The sequence below is a fragment of the Micromonospora sp. NBRC 107095 genome, from assembly GCF_030269705.1.
Classification (GTDB): domain Bacteria; phylum Actinomycetota; class Actinomycetes; order Mycobacteriales; family Micromonosporaceae; genus Micromonospora; species Micromonospora parva.
In genome coordinates this window covers 209,422-231,175 of the sequence record NZ_BSTU01000006.1, presented here as the reverse complement: position 1 = coordinate 231,175, position 21,754 = coordinate 209,422, and the positions used below count along the sequence as shown (strand labels likewise).

Here is a 21,754-nt window from a genome sequence, read left to right as displayed (position 1 = left end):
CGGATCGCCGATGGCACACCGGACAGTCCCGTACATGGGACTGTCGCGGTGCCGCCCCCGCGGGTCCGTCCCGACCGCCGGGCGTGGTCCGTGGCCGTGCGCTGTGCCAGACTCGACCATCGTGCCGGACCTCTCGGAAAGCCCCGCGCCGAACCTCGCCGACCGGGTCCGCCGGGCGGCCCACGACCGGGCCGACCGGCCCGCGCTGCACTGGCACGAGCACACCCTGAGCTGGTCCGAACTGGACGCCGCAGTGGACACCGCAGCCCGCGGCCTGTCCGCCGCCGCACCACCCACCGCCCCCGGTGCCACCCCGCCACGCGTCGCCATCGCACTGCCCAACACACCGGACTTCGTGATCGCCTGGCTGGGTGCCCTCCGGGCCGGGCTGGTGACCGTGCCGGTCAACCCCGGCCTCACCGCACCGGAACTCCGACACGTGCTGGCCGACTCCGGCGCGTCGGTGCTCGTCGCCACCGACCACGTTCGAGGTCTGGTCGCCGACATCGCCGCCGACCTGCCCGCGCTCACCTCCGTGCACGGCACGCCACCGACCGCCGACGCACCCGGGCCGGCACCCCGCCCTCGACAGGGCGGCGCGGACCTGGCGGTGCTGCTCTACACCTCCGGCACCGAGGGGCGACCCAAGGGAGCGATGCTGTCGCACCGGGCGCTGCTCGCCAACCACGAACAGGCCGCGCAGATCGAGCCGCCGGTGGTCGGGCCGACGGACACCGTTCTCCTCGCGTTGCCGCTGTTCCACGCGTACGGGCTCAACTCAGGGCTCGGTGCTGTCGTGCACCACGGCGCCACCGGCGTGCTGCTCGACGAGCCGGGGCCGACGGCGGGGCTGGACGAGATCGCGCGGCACCGGGTCAGCGTGCTGGTCGGCGTACCGTCGATGTTCCTGACCTGGGCCGGCATGGCCGCGGCCCGGGCGGCGACCGCGTCGGTGCGGGTGGCGGTCTGTGGCGCGGCACCGCTCGAACCCGCTGTCGCGGCGCGCTTCACCGCTGTCACCGGGCATCAGGTGCACATCGGGTACGGCCTCACCGAAACCGCGCCGGTACTCACCTCCACCCTGGTCGGCGGCGTGGCCAAGCCCGGTTCGATCGGCCGCCCGTTGCCCGGTGTGCGGCTCCGCCTGGTCGACGCCGACGGGGTGGAGCTGTGGCGCGAGGGGCTGGCAGTCCCCGACGACGACCTGGATGAGCTGGACATCTCCGACGTCGCGCCGGGCACCGACCCGGGGCAGATCGTGGTGTCCGGCCCCAATCTCTTCACCGGGTACTGGCCCGATGGTCGGGGCGGCCCGGACGCCGACGGGTGGTGGGGCACCGGCGACATCGCGTACGCCGACGAGGACGGCGACCTCTTCCTGGTCGACCGGCTCGGCGATCTGATCCTCGTCAACGGGTTCAACGTCTATCCGCACGAGGTCGAGCTGGTGCTCGCCGGACATCCCGGGGTGGCCGAGTCGGCGGTACTGGGTGTGCCGCACCCGCGAACCGGCGAGACTGTCCGGGCGTACGTGGTGCCGGCGCAGGGCCAACCGGTGACCAGTGAGGAGCTGCTCGCCCACTGCGCGCGGAACCTGGCCCGGTACAAGTGCCCGACCGCCGTCGAGTTCGTCGACGCCCTGCCACACTCGGCGATCGGCAAGGTACGCAAGACCCAGCTCCGGTCGGCGACGCCGACCGACCGCACGGAGGTAACCGATGGCAACTGACGCCCGGCTCGCGCTGATCACCCGACCCGGCTGCCACCTGTGCGACGACGCGAAGGCGGCGCTCGACCGGGTCGTGGCGGTCACCGGCGACAAATGGGTCGAGTGGGACGTCACCGGCGACGAAGGGCTGGAACGGGAGTACGGGGACCGGCTGCCGGTGGTGATGCTGGATGGCAAGGAGCACGGCTACTGGCGGGTCGAGGAGGACCGGCTGCTGCGGGACCTGACCACCCCGCAGCTCTGAGGGGTGCCTATGGTGCTCTGATGACCCCTGCGCCCCCGCACCTCGTCTGGGACTGGAACGGCACCCTGCTCAACGACCTGAGCCTGGTGGTGTCCGCCACCAACGTCGTGTTCACGAGCCTGGGCGGCCCGACAGTGACCCTGGACGAGCACCGGGTGCGGTTCCGCAGGCCGATCGCCGAGTACTACGCCGAGGTGCTCGGGCAGGCCGTCGACGACGACCAGTTCGGCCGCCTCGACAAGATCTTCCACGAGGCGTACCGCACCGGGTTGACCACCTGTGAGCTGGCCGCCGACGCGCGTGCCGCGATGGCCGCGTGGCCGGGCAGCCAGAGTCTCCTGTCCATGTGGTTCCACGAGGAACTGGTCCCGACCGTGCACACGTACGGGCTGACCGGCCACTTCACCCGCGTCGACGGGCTGCAGGCCACGGTCGGCGGCGGCAGCAAGACCGAACCGCTCCAGCGGCACCTGGCCGAGCTGGGCGTGGACGGTGCCTCGGTGGTGCTGATCGGCGACTCCATCGACGACGCGGACGCCGCGGTGGCGGTCGGCGGTCGGGCCGTGCTCTACACCGGCGGGTTCACCGACCCGGCCCGGCTGCGCGCCTCCGGCCACCCGGTGGCCGACACCCTCACCGATGCTGTCGCCCTGGCCCGGGAGGTCAGTTCCGCAGGTAGGTGAGGACGGCCAGCACCCGCCGGTGCTGTTCGGTGTCCGGCGGCAGGGTCAGCTTGGTGAAGATGTTGCGCACGTGCTTCTCCACCGCGCCGTCGCTGACCACGAGGGCACGCGCGATGGCGGTGTTCGAGCGCCCCTCGGCCATCAGGGCGAGTACCTCGCGCTCACGGGGGGTCAGCTCGCGCAGCGGGTCGTCGCGGCGACGCCGGGCGAACAGCTGGCCCACCACCTCCGGGTCGAGCACCGTGCCGCCGCCCGCCACCCGGCGCAGCGCGTCCAGGAACTCGTCGATCGCCGCCACCCGGTCCTTGAGCAGGTAGCCGATCCCGCCGCCGGCACCGCCGGTGGTGGCGAGCAGATCATCGGCGTACGAGACCTCGACGTACTGGGACAGCACCAGGATCGGGGTACGCGGCACCAGCCGCCGCGCCTCCACCGCGGCCCGCAGCCCCTCGTCGGTGTGTGACGGCGGCATCCGGACGTCGACGATCGACACGTCGGGCCGGTGCTCGACCACCGCCTCGACCAGGGCGTCACCGTCCCCGACAGCGGCCACCACCTGGTGCCCGCTCTCGGTCAGCAGCCGGACCAGCCCCTCCCGGAGCAGGACGGCGTCGTCGGCGATCACGATGCGCATGGCTGTGTTGTCTACCACGTCGGGGCTGCCTTGCGACGTTTCACAGTATTTCCTTTGTTCGCGACTGCGGGGCTCGCAAACCCGGCTCACTCCTCGCGCTCACAGGGGCAGTTCGGCGCGGATCTCGGTGGGGCCGCCGGTCGGGCTGACCACCACCAGTTCGCCACCGGCGGCCCGGACCCGGTCGGCGATGCCGGCCAGACCGTGGCCCTTCGCCAGGTGCGCCCCACCCTGCCCGTCGTCGCCCACCCGTACCTGCAGGTGGGTGCCCTGCCGCACCACGGCCACCGTGGCCTCCGTGGCCCGGCTGTGCTTGGCGACGTTGGTGAGCGCCTCGGACACCACGAAGTACGCGGTGTTCTCCACCGCCGGGTCGAGCCGCCCGGCGGCGGTGCCGAGCTGCGGGTCCACCTGGAGCTCGATCGGGATCAGCCCGCGCCCGGCGAGCGCCGCCAAGGCGCTGGGCAGACCCCGGTCGACCAGGATCGGCGGCGCGATGCCCCGGGACAGCGCCCGCAGCTCGGCCAGCGTGTCCCGGGTCTGGGTGACCGCCTCGTCGATGGTGATGCCGGCTGCCTCCGGATCCGAGGCGAGCTGCATCCGGGCTCGGCTGAGGTCCATCGCCAGCCGGACCAGGCGCTGCTGTGGGCCGTCGTGGATGTCCCGTTCCAGCCGGCGTAGCGCGGAGGCCTCGGCGGACACCGCGGCCCGCTTCTGCTCCTCCAGCACGGTGATCCGGTCGCGCATCTCGGCCACCCCGGTCAGCATGGCCTTGGCGAAGCTGGCCTGCAGCAGTGCGCAGCCCCGCACCACGATCGGCAGGGTGATCAGGAAGAACACCCCGAGCGCGGTGTACAGGCCGATCCGGGCGGTGGTCGAGTCGCCCAGGCCGAGCAACTGCGCCAGGTCCTGGTCACCCTCGCCGTCGGCCCGGGGCAGCGCCCAGTCGTACGCCCAGTAGAGCGAGCCGGCGATGGCCGCGGCCCACCAGGCCATCGTCACCACGAAGGTGGAAACCGCCGCGATCAGCCGCAGGATGCCGTGTGCCAGGTCGAGCCAGGACTGGGCGTCCCGTATCGGCACGAAGATCCGCCGCCAGGCGTTCGCGCCGGCCTCGGGCAGCCGGTAGTGCGGCCGGATCCGAGGTTGGTGGAGGACCGCGGGCAGCCGCAGCCGCTCGACGTCGGCCAGCCCACGGGCGGCGTACAGGGTGCCGCTGAGGATCGGTAAGCCGATCACCGTGACCACCAGGCCGATGCCGACCGCGAGGCCGACGACGAGGAGGACGAAGCTGGCCACCGCCAGGGGCAGGCCGAGCACCACGTACCCGGAGTCGACGAAGAGTTGGCGGGGGATGCTCGGTGCCAGCGTCGGTCGGTCGCTGGTGGCGGCAACGGCGGTCATGCCCAAAGGCTAGGCAGCCGGGCGCGGTGTCCCCATCCCGAAACCCCGTCTCTCCTCCGTAGTGCTGCCCCTACCACCGCCGGGACGCCCCGGACAGGACCGGCGCGGGATTGGTCAGAGAAGTCGGGATTGAGCAATAATCGCCCCGGCGGTGAGCGGACCAGGCCGTTCAATCGATCTTGTGGGATGGAGGTGCTGGTGAGGTCGCGCCACGCAGCGGCAAGATCGCGATTTGTGCACGTCTTCACAAGCGCCTACGCTGTGACTCCGACGCGCCCTGCTAGCACAGCCGGCAATCTCGGTCGCCAGCGGGAGTCCACAAACGGCCGACCAGCGGAGTTGGCCGAGGATCGCACCGCACGGAGTCTCATGAGTCAGCACCGTCACCCAGGCGCGCCCGGCCGCGCCGGTGCCGTACCGGCGCTCCCGGACCTGCCCGAGGCGACCGTCGCTCGGCTCCCGGAGTACCTGCGCGCGCTGCACAACCTGGCCGACACCGGGCACGAGACGGTCTCCAGCGAAGGCCTCTCCGCCGCCGCCGGCGTCAACTCCGCCAAGCTCCGCAAGGACCTCTCGCACCTCGGCTCGTACGGCACCCGGGGCGTCGGCTACGACGTCGCGCTGCTGATCGAGCAGATCGAGTATGTGCTCGGGCTCACCCAACGCCGGGCTGTCGCCCTGGTCGGCGTGGGTAATCTCGGTCACGCTCTGGCCGGCTACGACGGCTTCGCCAGCCGAGGCTTCCGGATCGCCGCACTGCTCGACGCCGATCCCTCCCGGGTCGGTGAAGAGATCAACGGCCTGGTGGTCCGGCATGTCGACGACCTGCCGACGGTCGCCGCCGAGGAATCCCTGGCGATCGGCGTGATCGCCACCCCGGCCGCCGCCGCCCAGCAGGTCGCCGACCAACTGGTCGCCGTCGGTGTGACGAGCATCCTCAACTTCGCGCCGTGCGTACTCTCGGTTCCGGAGGGGGTCGACGTGCGCAAGGTCGACCTCGCCATCGAGCTGCAGATTCTGTCCTTCCACGAACACCGCAAGGCGTCGCTGACCGCGCTGCCCGCCACCGGCGGGTCCGCTCTCACCGCCCTGCCCGGCGGGTTCGCGGCCACCGACACCCAGGAGGCGATCGGCACGTGAAACTGCTTGTCGTCGGCGCGTCCTACCGGACCGCCCCGGTCGCCACGCTGGAGCAGCTGGCCGTGCCCCCCGCTGACCTGACCCGCACCCTGGACCGCCTGGTCGCCCAGCCGTACGTGGCCGAGGCGGTGATCGTCTCCACCTGCAACCGGGTGGAGGTGTACGCCGCCGTGTCCGGTTTCCACGGTGGGCTCGGCGACATCTGCGCCGTACTGGCCGAGCAGGCCGGCAGCACGCCGACGGGGCTCGCCAGCCACCTGTACGTGCACTACGACACCGCTGCCGTGGACCACGTCTTCCGGGTCGCCACCGGTCTGGACTCGATGGTGGTGGGCGAGGCGCAGATCCTCGGCCAGCTGCGCGACGCGTACCACTGGGCCACCGGCGCCGACTCGGCCGGCCGGCTGCTGCACGAGCTCATGCAGCAGGCGCTGCGGGTCGGCAAGCGGGCGCACGCCGAGACCGGCATCGACCGGGCCGGCCAGAGCGTCGTCACCGCCGCGCTGGAGCTGGCGGCCGGGCACTTCGACGGCGACCTCGTCGGCCGTCCGGCCCTGGTGGTCGGCGCTGGCGCGATGGGCTCGCTCGGGGTGGCCACGCTGTCCCGGCTGGGTGCCGGGCCGCTCATCGTCAGCAACCGGGGTGCCGACCGGGCCGTCCGCCTCGCCGAGTCGTACGGGGCGAGCGCCGCGCCGATGACCGAGCTGGCCGACACTCTCTCCACAGTGGACATCGTAGTGGCCGCCACCGCGTCCACTGAACCGGTCCTCACCCGGGCGGTGGTCACCACGGCGCTGGCCGAACGCGACCCGGCCCGGGGCCCGCTGGTCCTGCTCGACCTGGCCGTCCCGCGCGACGTCGAGGAGGGCGTCGCCGAGCTGCCCGGCGTCGAGGTGATCGACATCGACCGGATGGCGGGGCTGCTCGCCGACGGTCCGGCAGCCGCCGACGCCGCAGCCGTCGAACGCATCGTGCTCGGCGAGGTGGAGGGCTTCCTCACCTGGTTGCGCGGCGCCGACGTGGCGCCCACCGTGGCCGCGCTGCGCGGCCGTGCCGACGACGTGGTCAGCGCCGAGCTGCGCCGGCTGGCGCAGCGCCGCCCCGACCTCGGCGACGACCTGCGGGCCGAGGTGGCCCGCACCGTGCACCGGGTCGTGCAACGGCTGCTGCACCAGCCCACCGTCAAGGTCCGACAGCTGGCCGCGGAGCCCGGCGGCGACCAGTACGCCGCACTGCTGCGCGAGCTGTTCGACCTCGAGGTGCCGCAGACCTCACCGGTCGACACCGTCCCCGACGTGCTGACCCCCGACCTCGGCCTGGCGCTCCCCGGCACCGGCCCGGGGTCCGCTGCCGACAGCGCCGAACCGACCCCACCAACCGGAGGTGCGCGATGACCGCCCCCCTGCGCCTCGGCACCCGGGGCAGCACCCTGGCGATGGCCCAGTCCGGCCAGGTCGCCGAGGCGGTGACCGCCGCCACCGGCCGCCCGGTCGAGCTGGTCGAGGTGGTCACCGCGGGCGACCGCTCCACCGCGCCGGTGCACCGGCTGGGCGTCGGGGTGTTCGTCTCCGCCCTGCGCGACGCGCTCACCGCCGGGACGATCGACTTCGCGGTGCACTCGTACAAGGACCTGCCCACGGCCGGTGCCGGCGGGCTGCACATCGCGGCGGTGCCGGCCCGGCAGGACCCGCGCGACGCGTTGGTGGCCCGCGACGGCCGCACCCTCGCCGAGCTGCCGCCCGGCGCCACGGTGGGGACCGGCGCGCTGCGCCGGATCGCCCAGTTGCACGCCCTCGGCCTGCAACTGGAGGTCACCCCGATCCGCGGCAACATCGACACCCGCCTCGGGCGGGTGCTCGGTCCGGACGCCGACCTCGACGCGATCGTCCTGGCCCGGGCCGGTCTGGCCCGCATCGGCCGGACCGATGCGATCACCGAGACGTTGGACCCGATGCTGATGCTGCCCGCCCCCGCCCAGGGTGCGCTGGCAGTGGAGTGCCGGGTCGACGACCAGGACCTGGTCGGGCTGCTCGCGCTGCTCGACCACGCACCGTCGCGTGCCGCGGTCACCGCGGAACGCGCGTTTCTGGCAACCCTGGAGGCCGGGTGCAGCGCACCCGTCGCCGCCTATGCCGAACTCGCCGAAGGCGAGACCGGCGATGAGATCTACCTGCGCGGGGCGGTGATCAGCCCGGACGGCACTCGTGACCTCCGGCTGTCCCGCACCGGAACGCCCGCCGACGCGGCGGAGATCGGTAAGGCACTCGCCGCCGAACTCCTCGACCTCGGCGCCGACTCGATCCTCGGCCACGAAGGACACACCGGCCCGGGGACCCAGCAATTTGGGAGCACAGAATGACCCGCACCCGTAAGCCCGTCGGCCGTATCGCGTTCGTCGGGGCTGGCCCCGGTGACCCGGGCCTGCTGACCCGTCGGGCCCACGACGCCCTGGTCGACGCCGACCAGGTGATCTACGACCGGGGAGTCCCCGAGTCGTTGCTCGCCGTCGTGCGCGCCGAGGCCAGGAACGATGCCGAGTTCACCCCGGCCGAGGGCGCGCCGGGGGACGTGGCGAAGGTGCTGATCTCCGCGGCCCGCTCCGGGCTGAACGCGGTGCACCTGGTCGCCGGCGACCCGTTCGGGCACGACTCGGTGGTCAAGGAGGTGCAGGCGGTGGCCCGCACCGCCGCCCACTTCGAGGTGGTGCCCGGCGTCGGCCAGGCCGAGGGTGTGGCCACCTACGCCGGGGTGCCGCTACCGGGTGTGCGTACCGCCGCCGACGTCGAGGACGTCAGCGCGCTGGACTTCGAGGCGCTGGCCACCGCGGTCGGCCGGGGCTCGCTCGCGCTCGCCGTGGACGCCGGTGACCTCGCCGCCGTCCGGGACGGGCTGCTCGCCGCCGGGGTCGACGGCACCACCGGCGTCGGGGTGACCGGCGACGGCACCGGCGAGACCCAGTACACGACCACGTCGACGGTGGACAGCTTCGTGGCCGCCGCGCTCGGCTTCACCGGCCGGGTGGTGCTCACCGTCGGTGTCGGGGTGGGGCAGCGCGACAAGCTGAGCTGGTGGGAGAACCGCCCGCTGTACGGCTGGAAGGTGCTCGTACCCCGCACCAAGGAGCAGGCCGGCGCGATGAGCGCCCGACTGCGCGCGTACGGGGCGATCCCGTGCGAGGTGCCGACCATCGCGGTCGAGCCGCCGCGTACCCCGGCGCAGATGGAGCGGGCCGTCAAGGGCCTGGTCGACGGCCGGTACGCCTGGGTGATCTTCACGTCGGTGAACGCGGTCCGCGCGGTGTGGGAGAAGTTCGCCGAGCACGGCCTGGACGCCCGGCACTTCGGCGGCGTCAAGATCGCCTGCATCGGCGAGGCCACGGCGGACGCGGTCCGCGCGTTCGGCATCCAGCCGGAGCTGATCCCCGCCGGCGAGCAGTCCTCTGAGGGTCTGCTGGCCGAGTTCTCGCCGCACGACGAGATCCTCGACCCGGTGGGCCGGGTGCTGCTGCCGCGCGCCGACATCGCCACCGAGACGCTCGCCGCCGGGCTCACCGAGCGCGGCTGGGAGGTCGACGACGTGACCGCGTACCGGACGGTGCGGGCCGCGCCGCCGCCCGCCGAGATCCGCGACGCGATCAAGTCGGGTGGCTTCGACGCGGTGCTCTTCACCTCGTCCTCCACCGTGCGCAATCTGGTCGGTATCGCCGGGAAGCCGCACGCCCGGACAGTTGTTGCCGTCATTGGGCCCAAGACAGCGGAGACCGCGACGGAGTTCGGCCTGCGGGTCGACGTCCAGCCGCCGCACGCCTCGGTGCCCGACCTGGTGGAGGCGCTCGCCGCCTACGCCGTCGAGCTGCGCGAGAAGCTGGCCGCCATGCCGGCCAAGCAGCGCCGCGGCTCGAAGGTGCAGGGGCCGACCGCCCTGCGCTTCCGGTAGTCGTTCGAGGAGGCCCTTCCATGTCGTACCCCGAGATCCGGCCCCGCCGGCTGCGCCGCACCCCGGCGGTCCGCCGCCTGGTGTCCGAGACCCGGGTCGACCCGGCCGAACTGGTCGTGCCGATGTTCGTCAAGGAAGGGCTCACCGAGCCCCGGGCCATCTCGTCGCTGCCGGGAGTGCTTCAGCACTCCCGGGACTCGCTGCGCAAGGCGGCGGTCGAGGCCGTCCAGGCCGGTGTCGGCGGGATCATGCTCTTCGGCGTACCGGAACAGCGCGACCCGACCGGCTCCGGCGGCATCGACCCGGACGGCATCCTCAACGTCGCCATCCGGGACGTGGTGGCCGAGGTGGGTGACGCCACCGTCGTGATGAGCGACCTGTGCCTCGACGAGTTCACCTCGCACGGACACTGCGGGCTGCTCACCCCCGACGGCGCTGTCGACAACGACGCCACCCTGGCCGCGTACGCCGAGATGGCGGTGGCCCAGGCCGCCGCGGGGGTCGGCATGGTCGGGCCGTCCGGGATGATGGACGGCCAGGTCGGTGTGGTACGCAAGGCCCTCGACGCCGCCGGGTACCAGGACGTTTCCGTGCTGGCGTACGCCGTGAAGTACGCCTCCGCCTTCTACGGCCCGTTCCGTGAGGCGGTGGAGTCGGCGCTGGAGGGCGACCGGCGCACCTACCAGCAGGACCCGGCCAACCTGCGGGAGTCGCTGCGCGAGGTCGCGCTCGACGTCGCCGAGGGCGCCGACCTGGTCATGGTCAAGCCGGCGCTGCCCTACCTCGACGTGGTGTCGGCGGTGCGGGCCGCTGTGGACGTCCCGGTCGCCGCCTACCAGGTCTCCGGCGAGTACGCCATGGTCGAGGCGGCCGCCGCCAACGGCTGGATCGACCGGGAGCGGGTGATGCTGGAAACCCTCACCTCGATCAAGCGGGCCGGCGCGCAGGTCATCCTCACCTACTGGGCGGTCGAGGCCGCCAACCTGCTGCGCGAGCGCTACTGACGCCGGCTGGCGCACCCGTGCCGGGCGCGTCCTGACCACCTCGCCCTGGGCCGCGTGGGTGGCGCGGTGAGTTTTGCCGAACCACTGGTTCGTCGGTCAACCGACCACGGACCAGTCGGCCACGCCGGCTTGCGCAGCGTAATCATCTGCCAATCACCCAACACCCCCTCCCGCCCTTTGCTCTGCACCCACCACGGCGACACCTGCGCTCCGTCACTGGCGCATATCGAACTGCAGAGCAAAGGGGGCGGCCACTGTGGTGGGCGGCTGGCAGCTGGAATTAGGTTCCCCCTGGTCGAGCAAGGGGTCGGGCTCGGTCTGGTGCTGCCGGTCCGACCGAGCAGCATGAGTCCGTGACTCCGCGTGATGGCGATACGTGTCGGGGCTCGGAACACGGACAGTGATCTGCCAGCCATGGGAGTTATCCACAGGCCAGCTCGTTGTCCACAGCTGAGGCACTCGGGATTGCCGCCCAGCCCCACCAGGCGGAACGGTGAGGACATGAGCGATTTCTCGGCCGAGCCCGTCCTGATCACCGAACCTTCCGACGCGCTCTGGCCAGCCGCCGGAATCGTCCGTGCGGTCCGCCGCCGTGCTGACCTGAGCCAGCGCGAGCTGGCTCGGTGGGCGGGCGTGCACCATGCCACCATCGGCAGGATCGAGGCCGGGCGGATGGTGCCGAGCATCGTCCTGCTCCGGCGCATCATCAGCGTGGTGGGCTGCCGGCTGGCCGTGGTGGATGAATTCGGTCGGGTGTTGAAGCCGATGCGTGACTGGCAGGACACTCGCAACGGCGCGGAGCGTCGCTACCCGTCGCACCTGGACACCATCCTCGCCCCGGAGCCGGGCGAGTGGTGGGGGGACATCTACGGGCTGGCTCGCCCGCCGGAGACGTTCTATCGCGACAGGGCGGTTCGCGACGCGATGCGCCGACGCAGCCAGTGGGAGGTGCGTGTGGCCCAGCATCGGCACCTGCCCCGGCCGCCCTGGCCGCCGCGCGGAGTGCTCTGACCCCGGCACGAGAGAGGCCCGCCGACCCGGAACGGGTCGACGGGCCTCGCCGGAACGCGCGACGTCAGTCGTCGTTGATGATCGTGCCGACCGCGAGCGGGTCGGCCAGCCGCAGGCCGGGTACGCCGGCAACCAGCAACGTCAGCTTCTCGTCCGACTCCCGCTTGCGGTCACCCCGCACGGTCACCGGGAACACCACCGATGTCTGCCCGGCCGCCAACACCTTGCAACCGGCGTACGCGTCGAAGTCCGAGCCGACCTGCGCCGTGACGCCGACGGTCGCGGCGCAGAGCAGCACCGGCTGCGACAACGGCCGCGACACGGTGGCGGTGAAGGTGAGCTGCCGGGTGCCCTGGTCGCCCTCGACCACCGTCGCGTCGGCGACTGTCAACGACGCCCGGGACCGGAAACGGGCCACCTGCGGGTCGTGGTCACTGGAACCCCGTGACCCGTCGCCGGTGAACTCCGCCGGCCAGTCGGCGTTGATGTGCGCCGCCCGCACCTGCACCAGGTCGCCGTAGAACGCGTCGTTCACGAACAGGTGGTCCAGCGTCTGCGCCTGCCCCTCGAAACTGTACGAGTAGGCGGAGGACGGCACCTCGGCGACGAGGTTGTCCCACAGGTTGTGCAGACCCGCCTCGTACAGCGGGGCGAGCTGGTCCGACGGCGTGGGCTGGTCACCCGTCGCGATCGGGTCGTCCGGGCGGGGGAACACGTTCAGGTCCCCGCCGTAGACCACCCGGGCGGACCCGTCGGCCGCCTCGATCGCGGTGACGATCGCCGCACCGTAGCGGGCCTGCTCCCGCCGCTGCCCGACCCGGCTGTCCGGCCCGGACGAGTAGTGGTTGCTGAGCGCGTACAGGGTGAACCGTTCGGCGGAACCCGGCGCGGCGGCAACGCTGAACTTGCCCAGCTGCGGGGCACGGGTGAAGACGTTGGTCCCGTCCCGGCCGGTCGAGGTGTCCACATCCGACGGCAGCACCGCGTTGAGGGCCTTCGGGTTCTGCACATCGGCGTTGGTCGGCAGGCCCGGAGCCCGGTACTGAACGGTCGGTGCCGAGCCCAACAGCGGATCGTTCGCCGTCGCGGCGGCCAACGACAGCCGGTCCGTGCGGTACAGGAACGCGGCGGTGATACCCCGGGCGTCCGCGCCGGTGCGGTCATAGGCAGCGGCGTACGCGGGCCCACCCGCCGCCGCCACCGTGAGCGCCAACTCCTGGATGCTGTCCGGGGCGCCGTCGGCGTTGTTGGTGTCGCCGCAGCTCAACGCGGCCCCGGAGACCGTGCAGATGTCCTGGTCCTCAGCCTCCTGCACCAGGATCAGGTCCGGCGCGTGCAGATCCTTGACGATCTGGTCGGCGAGCGCGGCCAACTGCTCGCGGTACTCCGCCTCGCTGCCCGGGACGTAGTCGAACGGCGGGGTGACGCCAGGGCAGCCGGCGTTACCGGTGAAGTCGCAGCCGTCGAACGGGTCGTCCCGGTAGTCGTACAGGTTCTCCACGTTGTAGGTGGCCACTGCCACCTCCTGGGACCGGTCGGCCGGCTTGGGCGGGTTGTTCCTCGACGGGTCGGCCCCGGCGGCGAACTCCGCCCGCTCGACCTGTACGCCGTACTTCTCGAACGAGTAGTAGACCCCGCCCACCGCGTCCGCCCGCAGCGTGTCGAAGGTGTGCGCCGGCGGGAGCAGCGCGGCGCTGTCCCCGGCGGTGGCCTTCACGCCCATGCTGCCGAGCAGCGTCCGCTGGCCGTTGCCGTCGTCGAAGCGGCGCGTCGGGTCGTTGTCCAGCGGGTGCGAATCGCGGAAGACCCGCCGGGAGTACGGGTCGGCGCGGTCCAGCAGCGGGTCGTCACGGTCGACCACCCACAGCTCCGCGTCGGCGGTGGAGGAGAAGACGTCCCGGCCGCTCACCGCGCCGCTTCCCGCGCGGACCCGCATCCGGGAGCCCTCGTGCCGCTCCCAGAAGCGCTGCGCGTCGGTCAGCGCGGCCGGCGGGACGGCGTCGGTCACCGCGACAGCGGTGTCCACGGCCAGGCCACCGCCGATCCGGCGGACCAGCGACGCGCCGGAGAGTTGGGTGAAGTTGTAGTACTCCGACACCCGGGCCCGCAGCACGACCTCGTCGCCGACCGTCGGCACGTAACCGCCGATCAGCGAGGTGAACGCGCCCATGAACACGAAGATCCCGTCGGAACTGGTCGGGTCGTCGTCGGTGTCACCAACGCGGCTCTGCAGGAAGAACCCGTGCTGATCCGCCCCTGCCGACGTGCGGGCCAGGGTCAACTGGGTGATCACGCCGCGGACGTCGTACATCGTGCTGCTCGTGCCGTTGCCGCTCGCCGGCGCGAGCGGTGACCGATCGGCGGGCCCGGACTCGGCGTCGGTGGTCGGACCCTGCACCTCGCCGACGGTCAGCTCCCGGGTCACCTGCACGGCCAGCGCGCAACTGGCGGTGCCACCGCCCGCGTCGGTCGCGGTGAGGGTGACGGTGTACGCCCCGGCGGCGAGGTCGGCGCTCACCCCGACAGTGGCGCGGGCGGTGCCGCCCACCCCGTCGGCCGGGGTGAACGCGGTACGGGTGATCGAGCCGGCCGACGGGGTCGGGCTGACCGCTGTCACCGCCAGGTCGACGATCGTGTCGTCCGGGTCGGTGCCGGTCACCTCCCGGCTCGCCGCCGTGCCGGCCGCGGTGACAAGTGCGCCGCCGCAGGTCAGCGTGGCCGGTACGTCGACCGGGCCGCCGCCGTCCACGGTGTGCGCGCCCAGCCCGTCGAACGTGTCGACGGGGAAGCCGGCCCACTGCGCGGCAGGGTCGAACGCGTCCGACGGGTCGGTGTCACCGGCGGTCACGCTCGGCATCCGGCGCAGGGTGTTGTCAGCGGTGCTGGTGACGCCGGCACCCCACTCGGTGCCCGGGTCGACGCCGACCTGCCCGATCGAGTCGAGCACCGTGCTGCCCCGGCGCAGCACGATCGCGTCGTCGCCGTTGAAGAGGCTCGCCCCGGTGGTCTGATCGGCCTGGGCGAGGATGGCGGCCCCGGCCGAGGCGCTGGCGAACACGAACGCGTCGCCGGCCGGCACGCTGCCGGTCAGGGCGATCGTGGTCGCCGTGGTGGAGCCGTTGAAGGAGAGCTGCAACTGGTAGCCGCCGGCCGTCAGGTCGATGGCGGAACCGGTGCCGTTGAACAGCTCGATCGCCTTGTTGTTCGACGAACCCTCGACGTACTCCGAGATGAACAGGTCGGTGGGCGCGGCGCTGGCCGCGGTGGGTGCGACGCCGAGCGCCGTGACAGTCACGGCGACGGTGGCGGTCGCGAGCGCGGCGATTGAGCGGCGCGGGCGCATAGGGCCTCCACGATGGGTGGACGGGGTCAACGCACGTTAAGGTGCGCGACTGTCCACCGTCCATCCCCTAATGGACAGTTTCGTGAATTCCTCACCGTGGCGGATCGAGGCGGTGCACCAGCTCAGCGACGTCGACGCTGTATTCGCACCAGTCCCGGTCCGGCCGGTAGCCCAGCTCCGCGTTGACCTTGAGCATCGCCTCGTTGGCCTGGGCGTTCCAGGTCTGCACCTCGATCAGCTCCGGCTCGGCGGAACGCAGCTCCAACAGCATCCTGGCCTTGATCGCCCGATCGATGCCGTAGCCCCGGTGATCCTGCGCGACGATCGTGTCGTACTGGTCGGCGCGGGTCGGGTGCTGCGCCGGCACCACCACCTCGGTCAGACCGGCCACCTCGCCGCTCTGCTCGTGCCGGGCGAGGACGATGTACGGCTTCATGCCCCGCCGGTGCAGCGTGTCGAGGCTGTCGCGCAGCCGCTCCGGGTCGTACGAGCTGGGGCGCAACTCGCCGTCGTCGACGTCGCGCACCTCGGCCTTGGCCCGCGCGTACGCCCCGAGCAGGTCGTCCGGCGGCCCGCCCGGGAAGAACTCCACCTGGTAGCCCGCGCTGATGCCGGTGGCCATCTCGGCCAGCTCGGCCCAGTCCACCGCGGTCAGGTCGAGCACGCTGCGGGTCTCCACGTACTCCCGGTTGAAGCCGAGCGACTCGTAGAACCCGACGGCGGGCGTGTCGCCGACGACCTCGACCCCGATCGACTGGAAGCCCTCCTGGTAGACCCGTCGCGCGGCGCGCAACACCAGGTCACGGCCGAGGCCGGTGCGCCGCACGGACGGGTGCACCAGCACCTCGAGAACACCGATGTCACCCAGAAGGAGGACGTGCACCTGGCCGAGCACCTCGCCCGTGTCGCCCGGAGCGGTCGGCTCGGCCTGGGCGATCCAGGAGATCCGCCGCTCGCCGGGCATCACCTCGGCGAGGTATTCCCGCAGCGAAGTCTCCCGCCAGGGCGGGTCCTGCGGCAGATCAGCCGCCAGGACCGCGTTCAGCGTGGCCAACAGCGACGCGATCTCGGCGGACGACGCGGTCCTGGGGTCCCACTCGCGCACCATCACCCGTCTAGCTTGCCGCTAACAGAGGCCTGGGGGAAGTGTCCAGTTCTCCAACGTATCGAGACGATCACTTCATGACCGACTGGCCCGTCCGTACCGGTTCGCGGTGTCGTAGACGTCCTGGGCGTAGCGCCGTACATCGTTGTAGGAGAGGATCGCGTTCCACCAGTCGCCCGGGATGCTGAGGTTCCGACCGCCCTTGCAGAGGTAATTTCCCGCTGCCAGGGCGGCGTCGTCCAGATCGTGCGGGTCCTTGCGGCCGTCGTTGTCGGCGTCCGCGCCGATCTCCTGCCAGGTGGTCGGGATGAACTGCATCGGTCCGATGGCGTGGTCGAGGGTCCTGTCCCCGTCGAGCGCGCCGTCGTCGGTGTCGATGATCCGCATCCGACCCTCCTTCCCGTCCAGCGGCAGCCCGATGATGGGGGGCAGCGCCTTGCCGTCCTGCCCCAACCGCGCGCCGTTGGCCGAGCCGTGCCCCGATTCGACCTGACCGATAGCGGCCAGCGTGGTCCAGCTCAGCGCACAACTGCGGTTGGTCTGGGCGAGCACCAGCTCGGCGTAGCCGTACGCCTGCATGGCGATCGCGGGGACACCGACCTTGGCGCCGACCTGCTGCGCCCATCCGGCCAGGGCGTCCGACGGCCGGCCGCCGGTCACCGTGCCGGGCGGCAGCCCGGTGCCGGGCAACCCGGCGCTGGGCAGTGGGATGGTGGGCAACGGGCCGGTGGGCAGTGGCCCGGTGGGTAGTGGCCCGGTGGGCAGGCCGGACGGTGCCGCCGTCGGTGCGACAGCGCCCGGCGCGGCCGAGGCGTCGACCGCCACCGGACGCGGTGCGCGGATCGTGGCCGGCACGAGCAGCGCCCCCGCTGCGGCGGTCGCCGCCACCAGCGCCAGCAGGAAGACGCCGGGCAGGGTCAGCCGACCACTGGGCCGGCGGGCCCAGGCCCGGGCAGCCCGGGTGGCGGCTGCTGCCGCCTGGCGCGGCGGCATACGTACCGCGTGCGCGAACTGCACCCGCCGCCGACGGGCCGGGTCGGACGCCGGCACCGCCGGCAGCTCATCCACAGTGGTCTTCGCCAGATCCGTCGCACCAGCGGTGGCCCCGGTCTTCGCGTCGCCGGCCTTGACCGTCCCGGTCTTCGTGGTCTCGGCCTTCGCGTCGTCCGACTTGACCGTCTCGGCCTGCGTGGTCTCGGCCTTCGCGTCGTCGGCCTTTGCGGTCTCGGCCTTTACTTCCTCGGCCTTGACCGTTTCGATCTTCGCGTCGTCGGCCTTGGGCGTCTCGGCCTTTGCGTCAGCGCGTTTGGGCGTCGCCGCCGCGGTCTTGGGAGCCGCGGTCTTGAGGGCCTCGGTCTTGGCCTCGGGCGCGGTCGGCGGGGCGGGCACAGTGGCCGGTGGGGTGGCCGCCGCGCCCTTCGAACGTGCGCTCAGCCAGGGGCGGCGCGGGCGGGGCACCGCGCGCACCGGATCGGGCGCGGCCCCGGAACCTTCCAGTGGCCCCTCCAGCGGCGCGGCCGGTCGTAACGGTTGCACACGCGTGTCGTCCTCGCCGTCCACCACCTGTCGAGTATCACCCATGCTCCGCCAACCGTCAGACCACGTACCCTGGGTGGCATGCCCCGGTACGAGTTCCGCTGCCGCGCCTGCGGCGACACCTTCGAGGTCAACCGTTCGATGGCGGCGGCCGGTGAGCCGGCCAACTGCCCGCAGGGACACGCCGACACGGTCAAGCTTCTTTCCGCGGTCGCGGTCACCGGCCGGGGTGGTGCCGCCGGTGGTGCCCCGGCCCCCGCCGCCGGTGGTTGCTGCGGCGGTGCCTGCGGCTGCTGATCGGGCCAATTCGCCGCCGCCTGATGGTCCGGCCTTGCCGGGAGCGGGTCCGAGTGGCACGTTGAGGCGGCATCTGCCCGGCCGTTCTCACGATGCGTGATCGCTCGAACTCAGGCAGCATGAACCCGACGTCACGGGCGGAGGTTCCTCGCATGTCGCCACGGATCCAGCTCCCGAGCGGTTGGGTGACCTTCGTGTTTACCGATATCGAGGGCTCGACCCGGCTGGCCCAGCTGCTGGGCCCGGACTACCGCCCGGTGCTCGCCGAGCATCGACGGTTGCTGCGCCGCACGCTGGCCAGCACGGGTGGCGCGGAGCTGCTGACCGAGGGCGACTCGTTCTTCCTGGCCTTCGAGGACGCCACCGCGGCGATGACCGCGTGCCTGACCGCCCAGCGGGCACTGGCCAGCCACGACTGGCCCACCGCCGAAGCCGCGCCGCGGGTGCGGATGGGCCTGCACACCGGCTACGCCGAGCCGCGCGACGGCGAGTACGCCAGCCCCGAGGTGCATCGGGCCGCCCGGGTGGCCGCCGCCGCGCACGGCGGGCAGGTGCTCTGCACGGCGTCCACCGCACGTCGGGCCGAGCCGATGCCGCCGGGTGCGACACTGCTCGACCTCGGTCTGCACCGGCTACGCGGCTTCGACGACCGGGAACGACTGTTCCAACTGGTCGCCCCGGGTCTGGAGCGGCAGTTCCCCCGGCCCCGCACTGCCGACGCGGTGGCGCACAACCTGCCCACCCAGGTGACGTCGTTCGTCGGTCGGCAGGCCGAACGCATCGAACTGGGCCTGCTGGTGCGGCAGCACCGCCTGGTCACCGTGCTGGGCGCGGGTGGCGCGGGCAAGACCCGGCTCGCTGTGGAGTTGGCCAGCGGAGTTGTCGAGGCGTACCCGGACGGGGTCTGGTTCGTCGACATCGCCTCGGTGACCGACCCGGGGCTGGTGGCGTTCGCCATCGCCGCCGTGCTGGGCCTGCGTCCCGAGCCCGGCCGGCCGATGCTGGACACCCTCGTGGAGTACGCGGCCAACCGCCGGATGCTTGTCGTACTGGACACCTGCGACACCCAACCGGCCGCCTGCGCGGAGGTGATCGCGCGGTTGCTGTCCGGCGGGAGCGGCGTGCGGGTGCTGGCGACGAGTCGTGAGTCGTTCAGCCTGCCCGGCGAGGTGGTGTGGCGGATTCCGCCGCTCTCGGTCGACCCGCGCGCCGACGGTGTGGAGAGCGACGCGGTGGCGCTGCTGCTGGACCGCACGGCGGCGGCGCGCGGCGGGCGGCAGCCGGACCCGGCCGAGTCGGCCGATCTGCGTCGAGTGGTGCAGCGGCTGGACGGCCTTCCGCTCGCCATCGAGTTGGCGGCCGCCCGGCTGCGGGTGCTCTCGGTCGGCCAGCTCGCCGAGCGGCTGGACGATGTCCTCGGCACCCTGGACGCCGGCCGGGAGGACCCCGATCCGCCGCCGGTGGAGCGGGGCTGGTCCGGCAACCAGCAGGACACCGTGGACCTGGTCGCGGCGGCGGCTGGCGCGTCGCCGCCCACCCCGGCGAGCCGGGCGGTGCAGCGCTCGGCCACCGAACGGCATCTGACCATGCAGGCCACCGTCACCTGGTCGTACCGGACGTTGGGGCCCCGGGCCGCCCGCCTGCTGCGGTGGCTGGCGGTCTTCGCCGGCCCGGTGGATCTGGAGACGGTGGAGTGGCTGCTGGGTGACGATCCGCTGGACCCGCTCTCGGTCCTGGTGGACAAGTCGATGGTGTTGGCCGAGCCCCGGGCTGCCGGCAGCACCTACCGGATGCTCGACCCCATCCGGGCGTACGCGGCACGTCGGCTGGTCGAGGCGGGTGAGGAACAGGCCGCTCGGGACCGGCACGTCGCCTGGTCGGCCCACGCGTTGGACCGGGCCCACCTGGGCCAGGACGGCCGGCCGGTGACGCTGTCGTTGTATTCCCTCGACCCACTGGCGGGCGAGCTGCGCGCCGCGTTGCGGTGGTGCGCCACCGGTGGCAGCGCCCGCGCCGGTCTCGGTCTGGCGGGCGGGCTGGACCAGTGGTGGCTGGAGCGGGGCCTGGCCCGGGAGGGGCGGCTGTGGCTGTTCCGGCTGTACGGGCGGATCGCGGAGACGGGGGAGCGGATCCCGGAGGCTGAGCTGGCGGCGGCGTACCACATGCACTCGCTGCATGCCAGCGCCGATGGCGAGTTCGCCGAGGAACTGCGCTACTCGCAGCGGGCGGAGGCGGCGGCCCGGCAGGCCGGTGACGCCGGTCTGCTGGCCCGGGTGCTCGCCGGCCGGGCCGCGCCGCTGGTGGACATGGGGCAGTTCGTCGAGGCCGAGCGGGTGTGCCGGGAGGTCATCGACTGGGCGCACGGGCAGGACGTGGTCGGCGAGGCGCTGTTCGCGGTGTTCAGCCTGGCTGAGCTGCTCTGGCGGCGGGGTGCCCTGGAGGAGGCGGCGGAGCTGTTGGGCGCGGTGCGTCCGGTGGAGGCGGCCCGGCCGGTGGAGCGCGGCCGGCGTTCGGTGGACATGTTGCTCGGGATGGTCGCGTTGGCCCGCGGCGATGTGATCGCCGCCCACGAGCACCTGCTGGTGGCGTTGCGTTCCCGGATGGGCCACGGCTACCACGGCCGGGCGTGTGACACCTTGAACGCGATCGCGGTGCGCTGTGCGATCGGCGGGGAGCGGTTGACCGCCGCCCGACTGTTCGGTGCCGCGCAGGCGACCCGGGCGAGCATGCGGGCCACCCCGGGGATCTTCGGCGGTTACTGGGCCGAACAGCAGGGGGAGTTGCGCGCGGTGCTGGGCGACGCGGCCTTCGACGACGCGTACGGCGAGGGTGCCGAACTGGGGCTGGACGAGGCCGCCGCGCTCGCACTGGACGTGGAACACCCGGACCTCGCGGCGGATTCGACCCGCTTCAGTACGGGCCTGTCCCAGCCGACCCCGCGCCGTCCCGCCGACCCCGACCGCCACCCGGCCACCCGCACCGAAGGCGCCTGACCCACCCTTGGCCCCCCACTTGGTTGATCATGAAGTTATTGCCAGAAACGCCGGGCGCACGGGCAATAACTTCATGATCACCGCGGGTTGGGTGGGGTCAGGGGTCGAGGGTGGGGTTAGAGGCGGGCTTTGGCTTCGGCTTCGGCCTTCATGCGGGCGGCGCGGTCGATGTCGGCCTGCTGGACGGCTGCCACCGAACCGAAGATGCTGACCGCCTGGTAGTAGGTCCAGGCCAGGCTGTAGCAGGCCGGCCGGACGACCGAGTTGTACGTGGCGCAGACGCGCTTCAGGTCTTCGTAGAAGGCGCTGTCGAGGCGGGACTTGTTGGCGGGGAACTGGCCGACCGCCTTGTAGTTGCGGTAGCCGAAGTCGTGCCGGTAGCAGCCCAGGTTGAAGGTGAACCCGAGCGGGTTGTCGGGGCTGGACGAGCAGTAGTCGGTGGACCAGTTGAAGTTGTACTCGGCCCAGGGGGCCCGGTTGACCCGGGCGCTGTTCCACGAGTTGTAGCTGGACGCGCTGGTCTGGGTCCAGCTGGACAGCACGGAGAGCTTCTGGGCGGGGGTGACGGCGGCGGCGGGGGAGGCGATGGTGAGGGTGGCGAGCAGCGCTAACGCGCCCGAGGCGAGCAGGGTGGCGAGACGTCGGGGCACGGGTTACCTCCGCGGGGGGTGAGCGGTGGGACGGAAGTTACCGGC

At 72.5% G+C, this 21,754-nt stretch carries 17 protein-coding genes; 11 read left to right on the top strand and 6 right to left on the bottom strand.

Annotation, left to right across the window (positions count from 1 at the left end; all coding sequences use genetic code 11):
- The first annotated feature begins 34 nt into the window (after positions 1-34).
- The 3 genes from QSK15_RS26765 to QSK15_RS26755 are packed head-to-tail and all read left to right on the top strand — an operon-like array spanning position 35 to position 2,656.
- Entirely contained in the window at positions 35-1,729 is a 1,695-nt protein-coding gene (locus QSK15_RS26765) for an AMP-binding protein (RefSeq protein ID WP_502889654.1), read from the top strand.
- Positions 1,719-1,973, top strand: a complete 255-nt coding sequence (locus QSK15_RS26760) for a glutaredoxin family protein (protein ID WP_030329740.1) — start codon at positions 1,719-1,721, stop codon at positions 1,971-1,973. Before QSK15_RS26765 ends, QSK15_RS26760 begins: the two co-directional genes overlap by 11 nt.
- Positions 1,974-1,993: 20 nt before the next feature.
- Positions 1,994-2,656, top strand: a complete 663-nt coding sequence (locus tag QSK15_RS26755) for an HAD family hydrolase (RefSeq protein WP_285796859.1) — start codon at positions 1,994-1,996, stop codon at positions 2,654-2,656.
- On the opposite strand, the gene QSK15_RS26750 is transcribed toward QSK15_RS26755, so the two are convergent.
- On the bottom strand, positions 2,637-3,290 hold the full coding sequence (locus QSK15_RS26750) for a response regulator transcription factor (protein ID WP_030329744.1): 654 nt from the start codon (positions 3,288-3,290) through the stop codon (positions 2,637-2,639). The two genes, QSK15_RS26755 and QSK15_RS26750, sit on opposite strands and share 20 nt — an antisense overlap.
- A 99-nt stretch (positions 3,291-3,389) precedes the next feature.
- Complete coding sequence (locus tag QSK15_RS26745) at positions 3,390-4,694, bottom strand: sensor histidine kinase (protein ID WP_285796858.1); 1,305 nt, start codon at positions 4,692-4,694, stop codon at positions 3,390-3,392.
- A gap of 369 nt (positions 4,695-5,063) precedes the next feature.
- Here QSK15_RS26745 and QSK15_RS26740 point away from each other — a divergent pair, with 369 nt between their 5' ends.
- The 6 genes from QSK15_RS26740 to QSK15_RS26715 all read left to right on the top strand — a co-directional run bounded on the left by QSK15_RS26740 (position 5,064) and on the right by QSK15_RS26715 (position 11,785).
- Positions 5,064-5,834, top strand: coding sequence for a redox-sensing transcriptional repressor Rex (locus QSK15_RS26740; protein WP_030329747.1), 771 nt, complete (start codon positions 5,064-5,066; stop codon positions 5,832-5,834).
- Positions 5,831-7,228, top strand: a complete 1,398-nt coding sequence (locus QSK15_RS26735; RefSeq protein ID WP_285796857.1) for a glutamyl-tRNA reductase — start codon at positions 5,831-5,833, stop codon at positions 7,226-7,228. The genes QSK15_RS26740 and QSK15_RS26735 overlap by 4 nt, the downstream gene beginning before the upstream one ends.
- Positions 7,225-8,193: a hydroxymethylbilane synthase gene (gene hemC / locus QSK15_RS26730; RefSeq protein ID WP_279519860.1), complete on the top strand. Its 969-nt coding sequence runs from the start codon at positions 7,225-7,227 to the stop codon at positions 8,191-8,193. Before QSK15_RS26735 ends, hemC begins: the two co-directional genes overlap by 4 nt.
- Entirely contained in the window at positions 8,190-9,770 is a 1,581-nt protein-coding gene (locus tag QSK15_RS26725) for a bifunctional uroporphyrinogen-III C-methyltransferase/uroporphyrinogen-III synthase (protein ID WP_285796856.1), read from the top strand. The genes hemC and QSK15_RS26725 overlap by 4 nt, the downstream gene beginning before the upstream one ends.
- Before the next feature lie 20 nt (positions 9,771-9,790).
- Entirely contained in the window at positions 9,791-10,774 is a 984-nt protein-coding gene (gene hemB, locus QSK15_RS26720; RefSeq protein WP_285796855.1) for a porphobilinogen synthase, read from the top strand.
- Positions 10,775-11,275: 501 nt separating this feature from the next.
- A complete protein-coding gene (locus QSK15_RS26715; RefSeq protein ID WP_285796854.1) occupies positions 11,276-11,785 on the top strand; it encodes a helix-turn-helix transcriptional regulator in 510 nt (169 codons plus the stop codon).
- 64 nt (positions 11,786-11,849) lie between these two features.
- Here the strand turns inward: QSK15_RS26715 and QSK15_RS26710 are convergent, their stop codons facing one another.
- The 3 genes from QSK15_RS26710 to QSK15_RS26700 form a co-directional block, all read right to left on the bottom strand.
- Positions 11,850-15,128, bottom strand: coding sequence for a lamin tail domain-containing protein (locus QSK15_RS26710; RefSeq protein ID WP_285796853.1), 3,279 nt, complete (start codon positions 15,126-15,128; stop codon positions 11,850-11,852).
- A 91-nt stretch (positions 15,129-15,219) separates the two neighbouring features.
- A complete protein-coding gene (locus tag QSK15_RS26705) occupies positions 15,220-16,236 on the bottom strand; it encodes a GNAT family N-acetyltransferase (protein ID WP_285797145.1) in 1,017 nt (338 codons plus the stop codon).
- A 72-nt stretch (positions 16,237-16,308) separates the two neighbouring features.
- Positions 16,309-17,814, bottom strand: coding sequence for a lytic transglycosylase domain-containing protein (locus tag QSK15_RS26700; protein ID WP_285796852.1), 1,506 nt, complete (start codon positions 17,812-17,814; stop codon positions 16,309-16,311).
- 36 nt (positions 17,815-17,850) lie between these two features.
- On the opposite strand from QSK15_RS26700, the gene QSK15_RS26695 reads away from it, so the two are divergent.
- Positions 17,851-18,066, top strand: coding sequence for an FmdB family zinc ribbon protein (locus QSK15_RS26695; protein ID WP_279519856.1), 216 nt, complete (start codon positions 17,851-17,853; stop codon positions 18,064-18,066).
- 152 nt (positions 18,067-18,218) lie between these two features.
- Positions 18,219-21,059 (top strand): ATP-binding protein, encoded by a 2,841-nt coding sequence (locus QSK15_RS26690; RefSeq protein WP_285796851.1) that lies wholly within the window; start codon positions 18,219-18,221, stop codon positions 21,057-21,059.
- 116 nt (positions 21,060-21,175) lie between these two features.
- On the opposite strand, the gene QSK15_RS26685 is transcribed toward QSK15_RS26690, so the two are convergent.
- Positions 21,176-21,709, bottom strand: a complete 534-nt coding sequence (locus QSK15_RS26685) for a phospholipase (RefSeq protein WP_285796850.1) — start codon at positions 21,707-21,709, stop codon at positions 21,176-21,178.
- Between the last annotated feature and the right edge of the window lie 45 nt (positions 21,710-21,754).

Bases quoted from the DNA above. Each gene is read 5' to 3' on its own strand.
- QSK15_RS26765 (WP_502889654.1), top strand. From the start codon at position 35: ATGGGACTGTCGCGGTGCCGCCCCCGCGGGTCCGTCCCGACCGCCGGG.
- QSK15_RS26760 (WP_030329740.1), top strand. From the start codon at position 1,719: ATGGCAACTGACGCCCGGCTCGCGCTGATCACCCGACCCGGCTGCCAC.
- QSK15_RS26755 (WP_285796859.1), top strand. From the start codon at position 1,994: ATGACCCCTGCGCCCCCGCACCTCGTCTGGGACTGGAACGGCACCCTG.
- QSK15_RS26750 (WP_030329744.1), bottom strand. From the start codon at position 3,290: ATGCGCATCGTGATCGCCGACGACGCCGTCCTGCTCCGGGAGGGGCTG.
- QSK15_RS26745 (WP_285796858.1), bottom strand. From the start codon at position 4,694: ATGACCGCCGTTGCCGCCACCAGCGACCGACCGACGCTGGCACCGAGC.
- QSK15_RS26740 (WP_030329747.1), top strand. From the start codon at position 5,064: ATGAGTCAGCACCGTCACCCAGGCGCGCCCGGCCGCGCCGGTGCCGTA.
- hemC (WP_279519860.1), top strand. From the start codon at position 7,225: ATGACCGCCCCCCTGCGCCTCGGCACCCGGGGCAGCACCCTGGCGATG.
- QSK15_RS26725 (WP_285796856.1), top strand. From the start codon at position 8,190: ATGACCCGCACCCGTAAGCCCGTCGGCCGTATCGCGTTCGTCGGGGCT.
- hemB (WP_285796855.1), top strand. From the start codon at position 9,791: ATGTCGTACCCCGAGATCCGGCCCCGCCGGCTGCGCCGCACCCCGGCG.
- QSK15_RS26715 (WP_285796854.1), top strand. From the start codon at position 11,276: ATGAGCGATTTCTCGGCCGAGCCCGTCCTGATCACCGAACCTTCCGAC.
- QSK15_RS26710 (WP_285796853.1), bottom strand. From the start codon at position 15,128: ATGCGCCCGCGCCGCTCAATCGCCGCGCTCGCGACCGCCACCGTCGCC.
- QSK15_RS26705 (WP_285797145.1), bottom strand. From the start codon at position 16,236: ATGGTGCGCGAGTGGGACCCCAGGACCGCGTCGTCCGCCGAGATCGCG.
- QSK15_RS26700 (WP_285796852.1), bottom strand. From the start codon at position 17,814: ATGGGTGATACTCGACAGGTGGTGGACGGCGAGGACGACACGCGTGTG.
- QSK15_RS26695 (WP_279519856.1), top strand. From the start codon at position 17,851: ATGCCCCGGTACGAGTTCCGCTGCCGCGCCTGCGGCGACACCTTCGAG.
- QSK15_RS26690 (WP_285796851.1), top strand. From the start codon at position 18,219: ATGTCGCCACGGATCCAGCTCCCGAGCGGTTGGGTGACCTTCGTGTTT.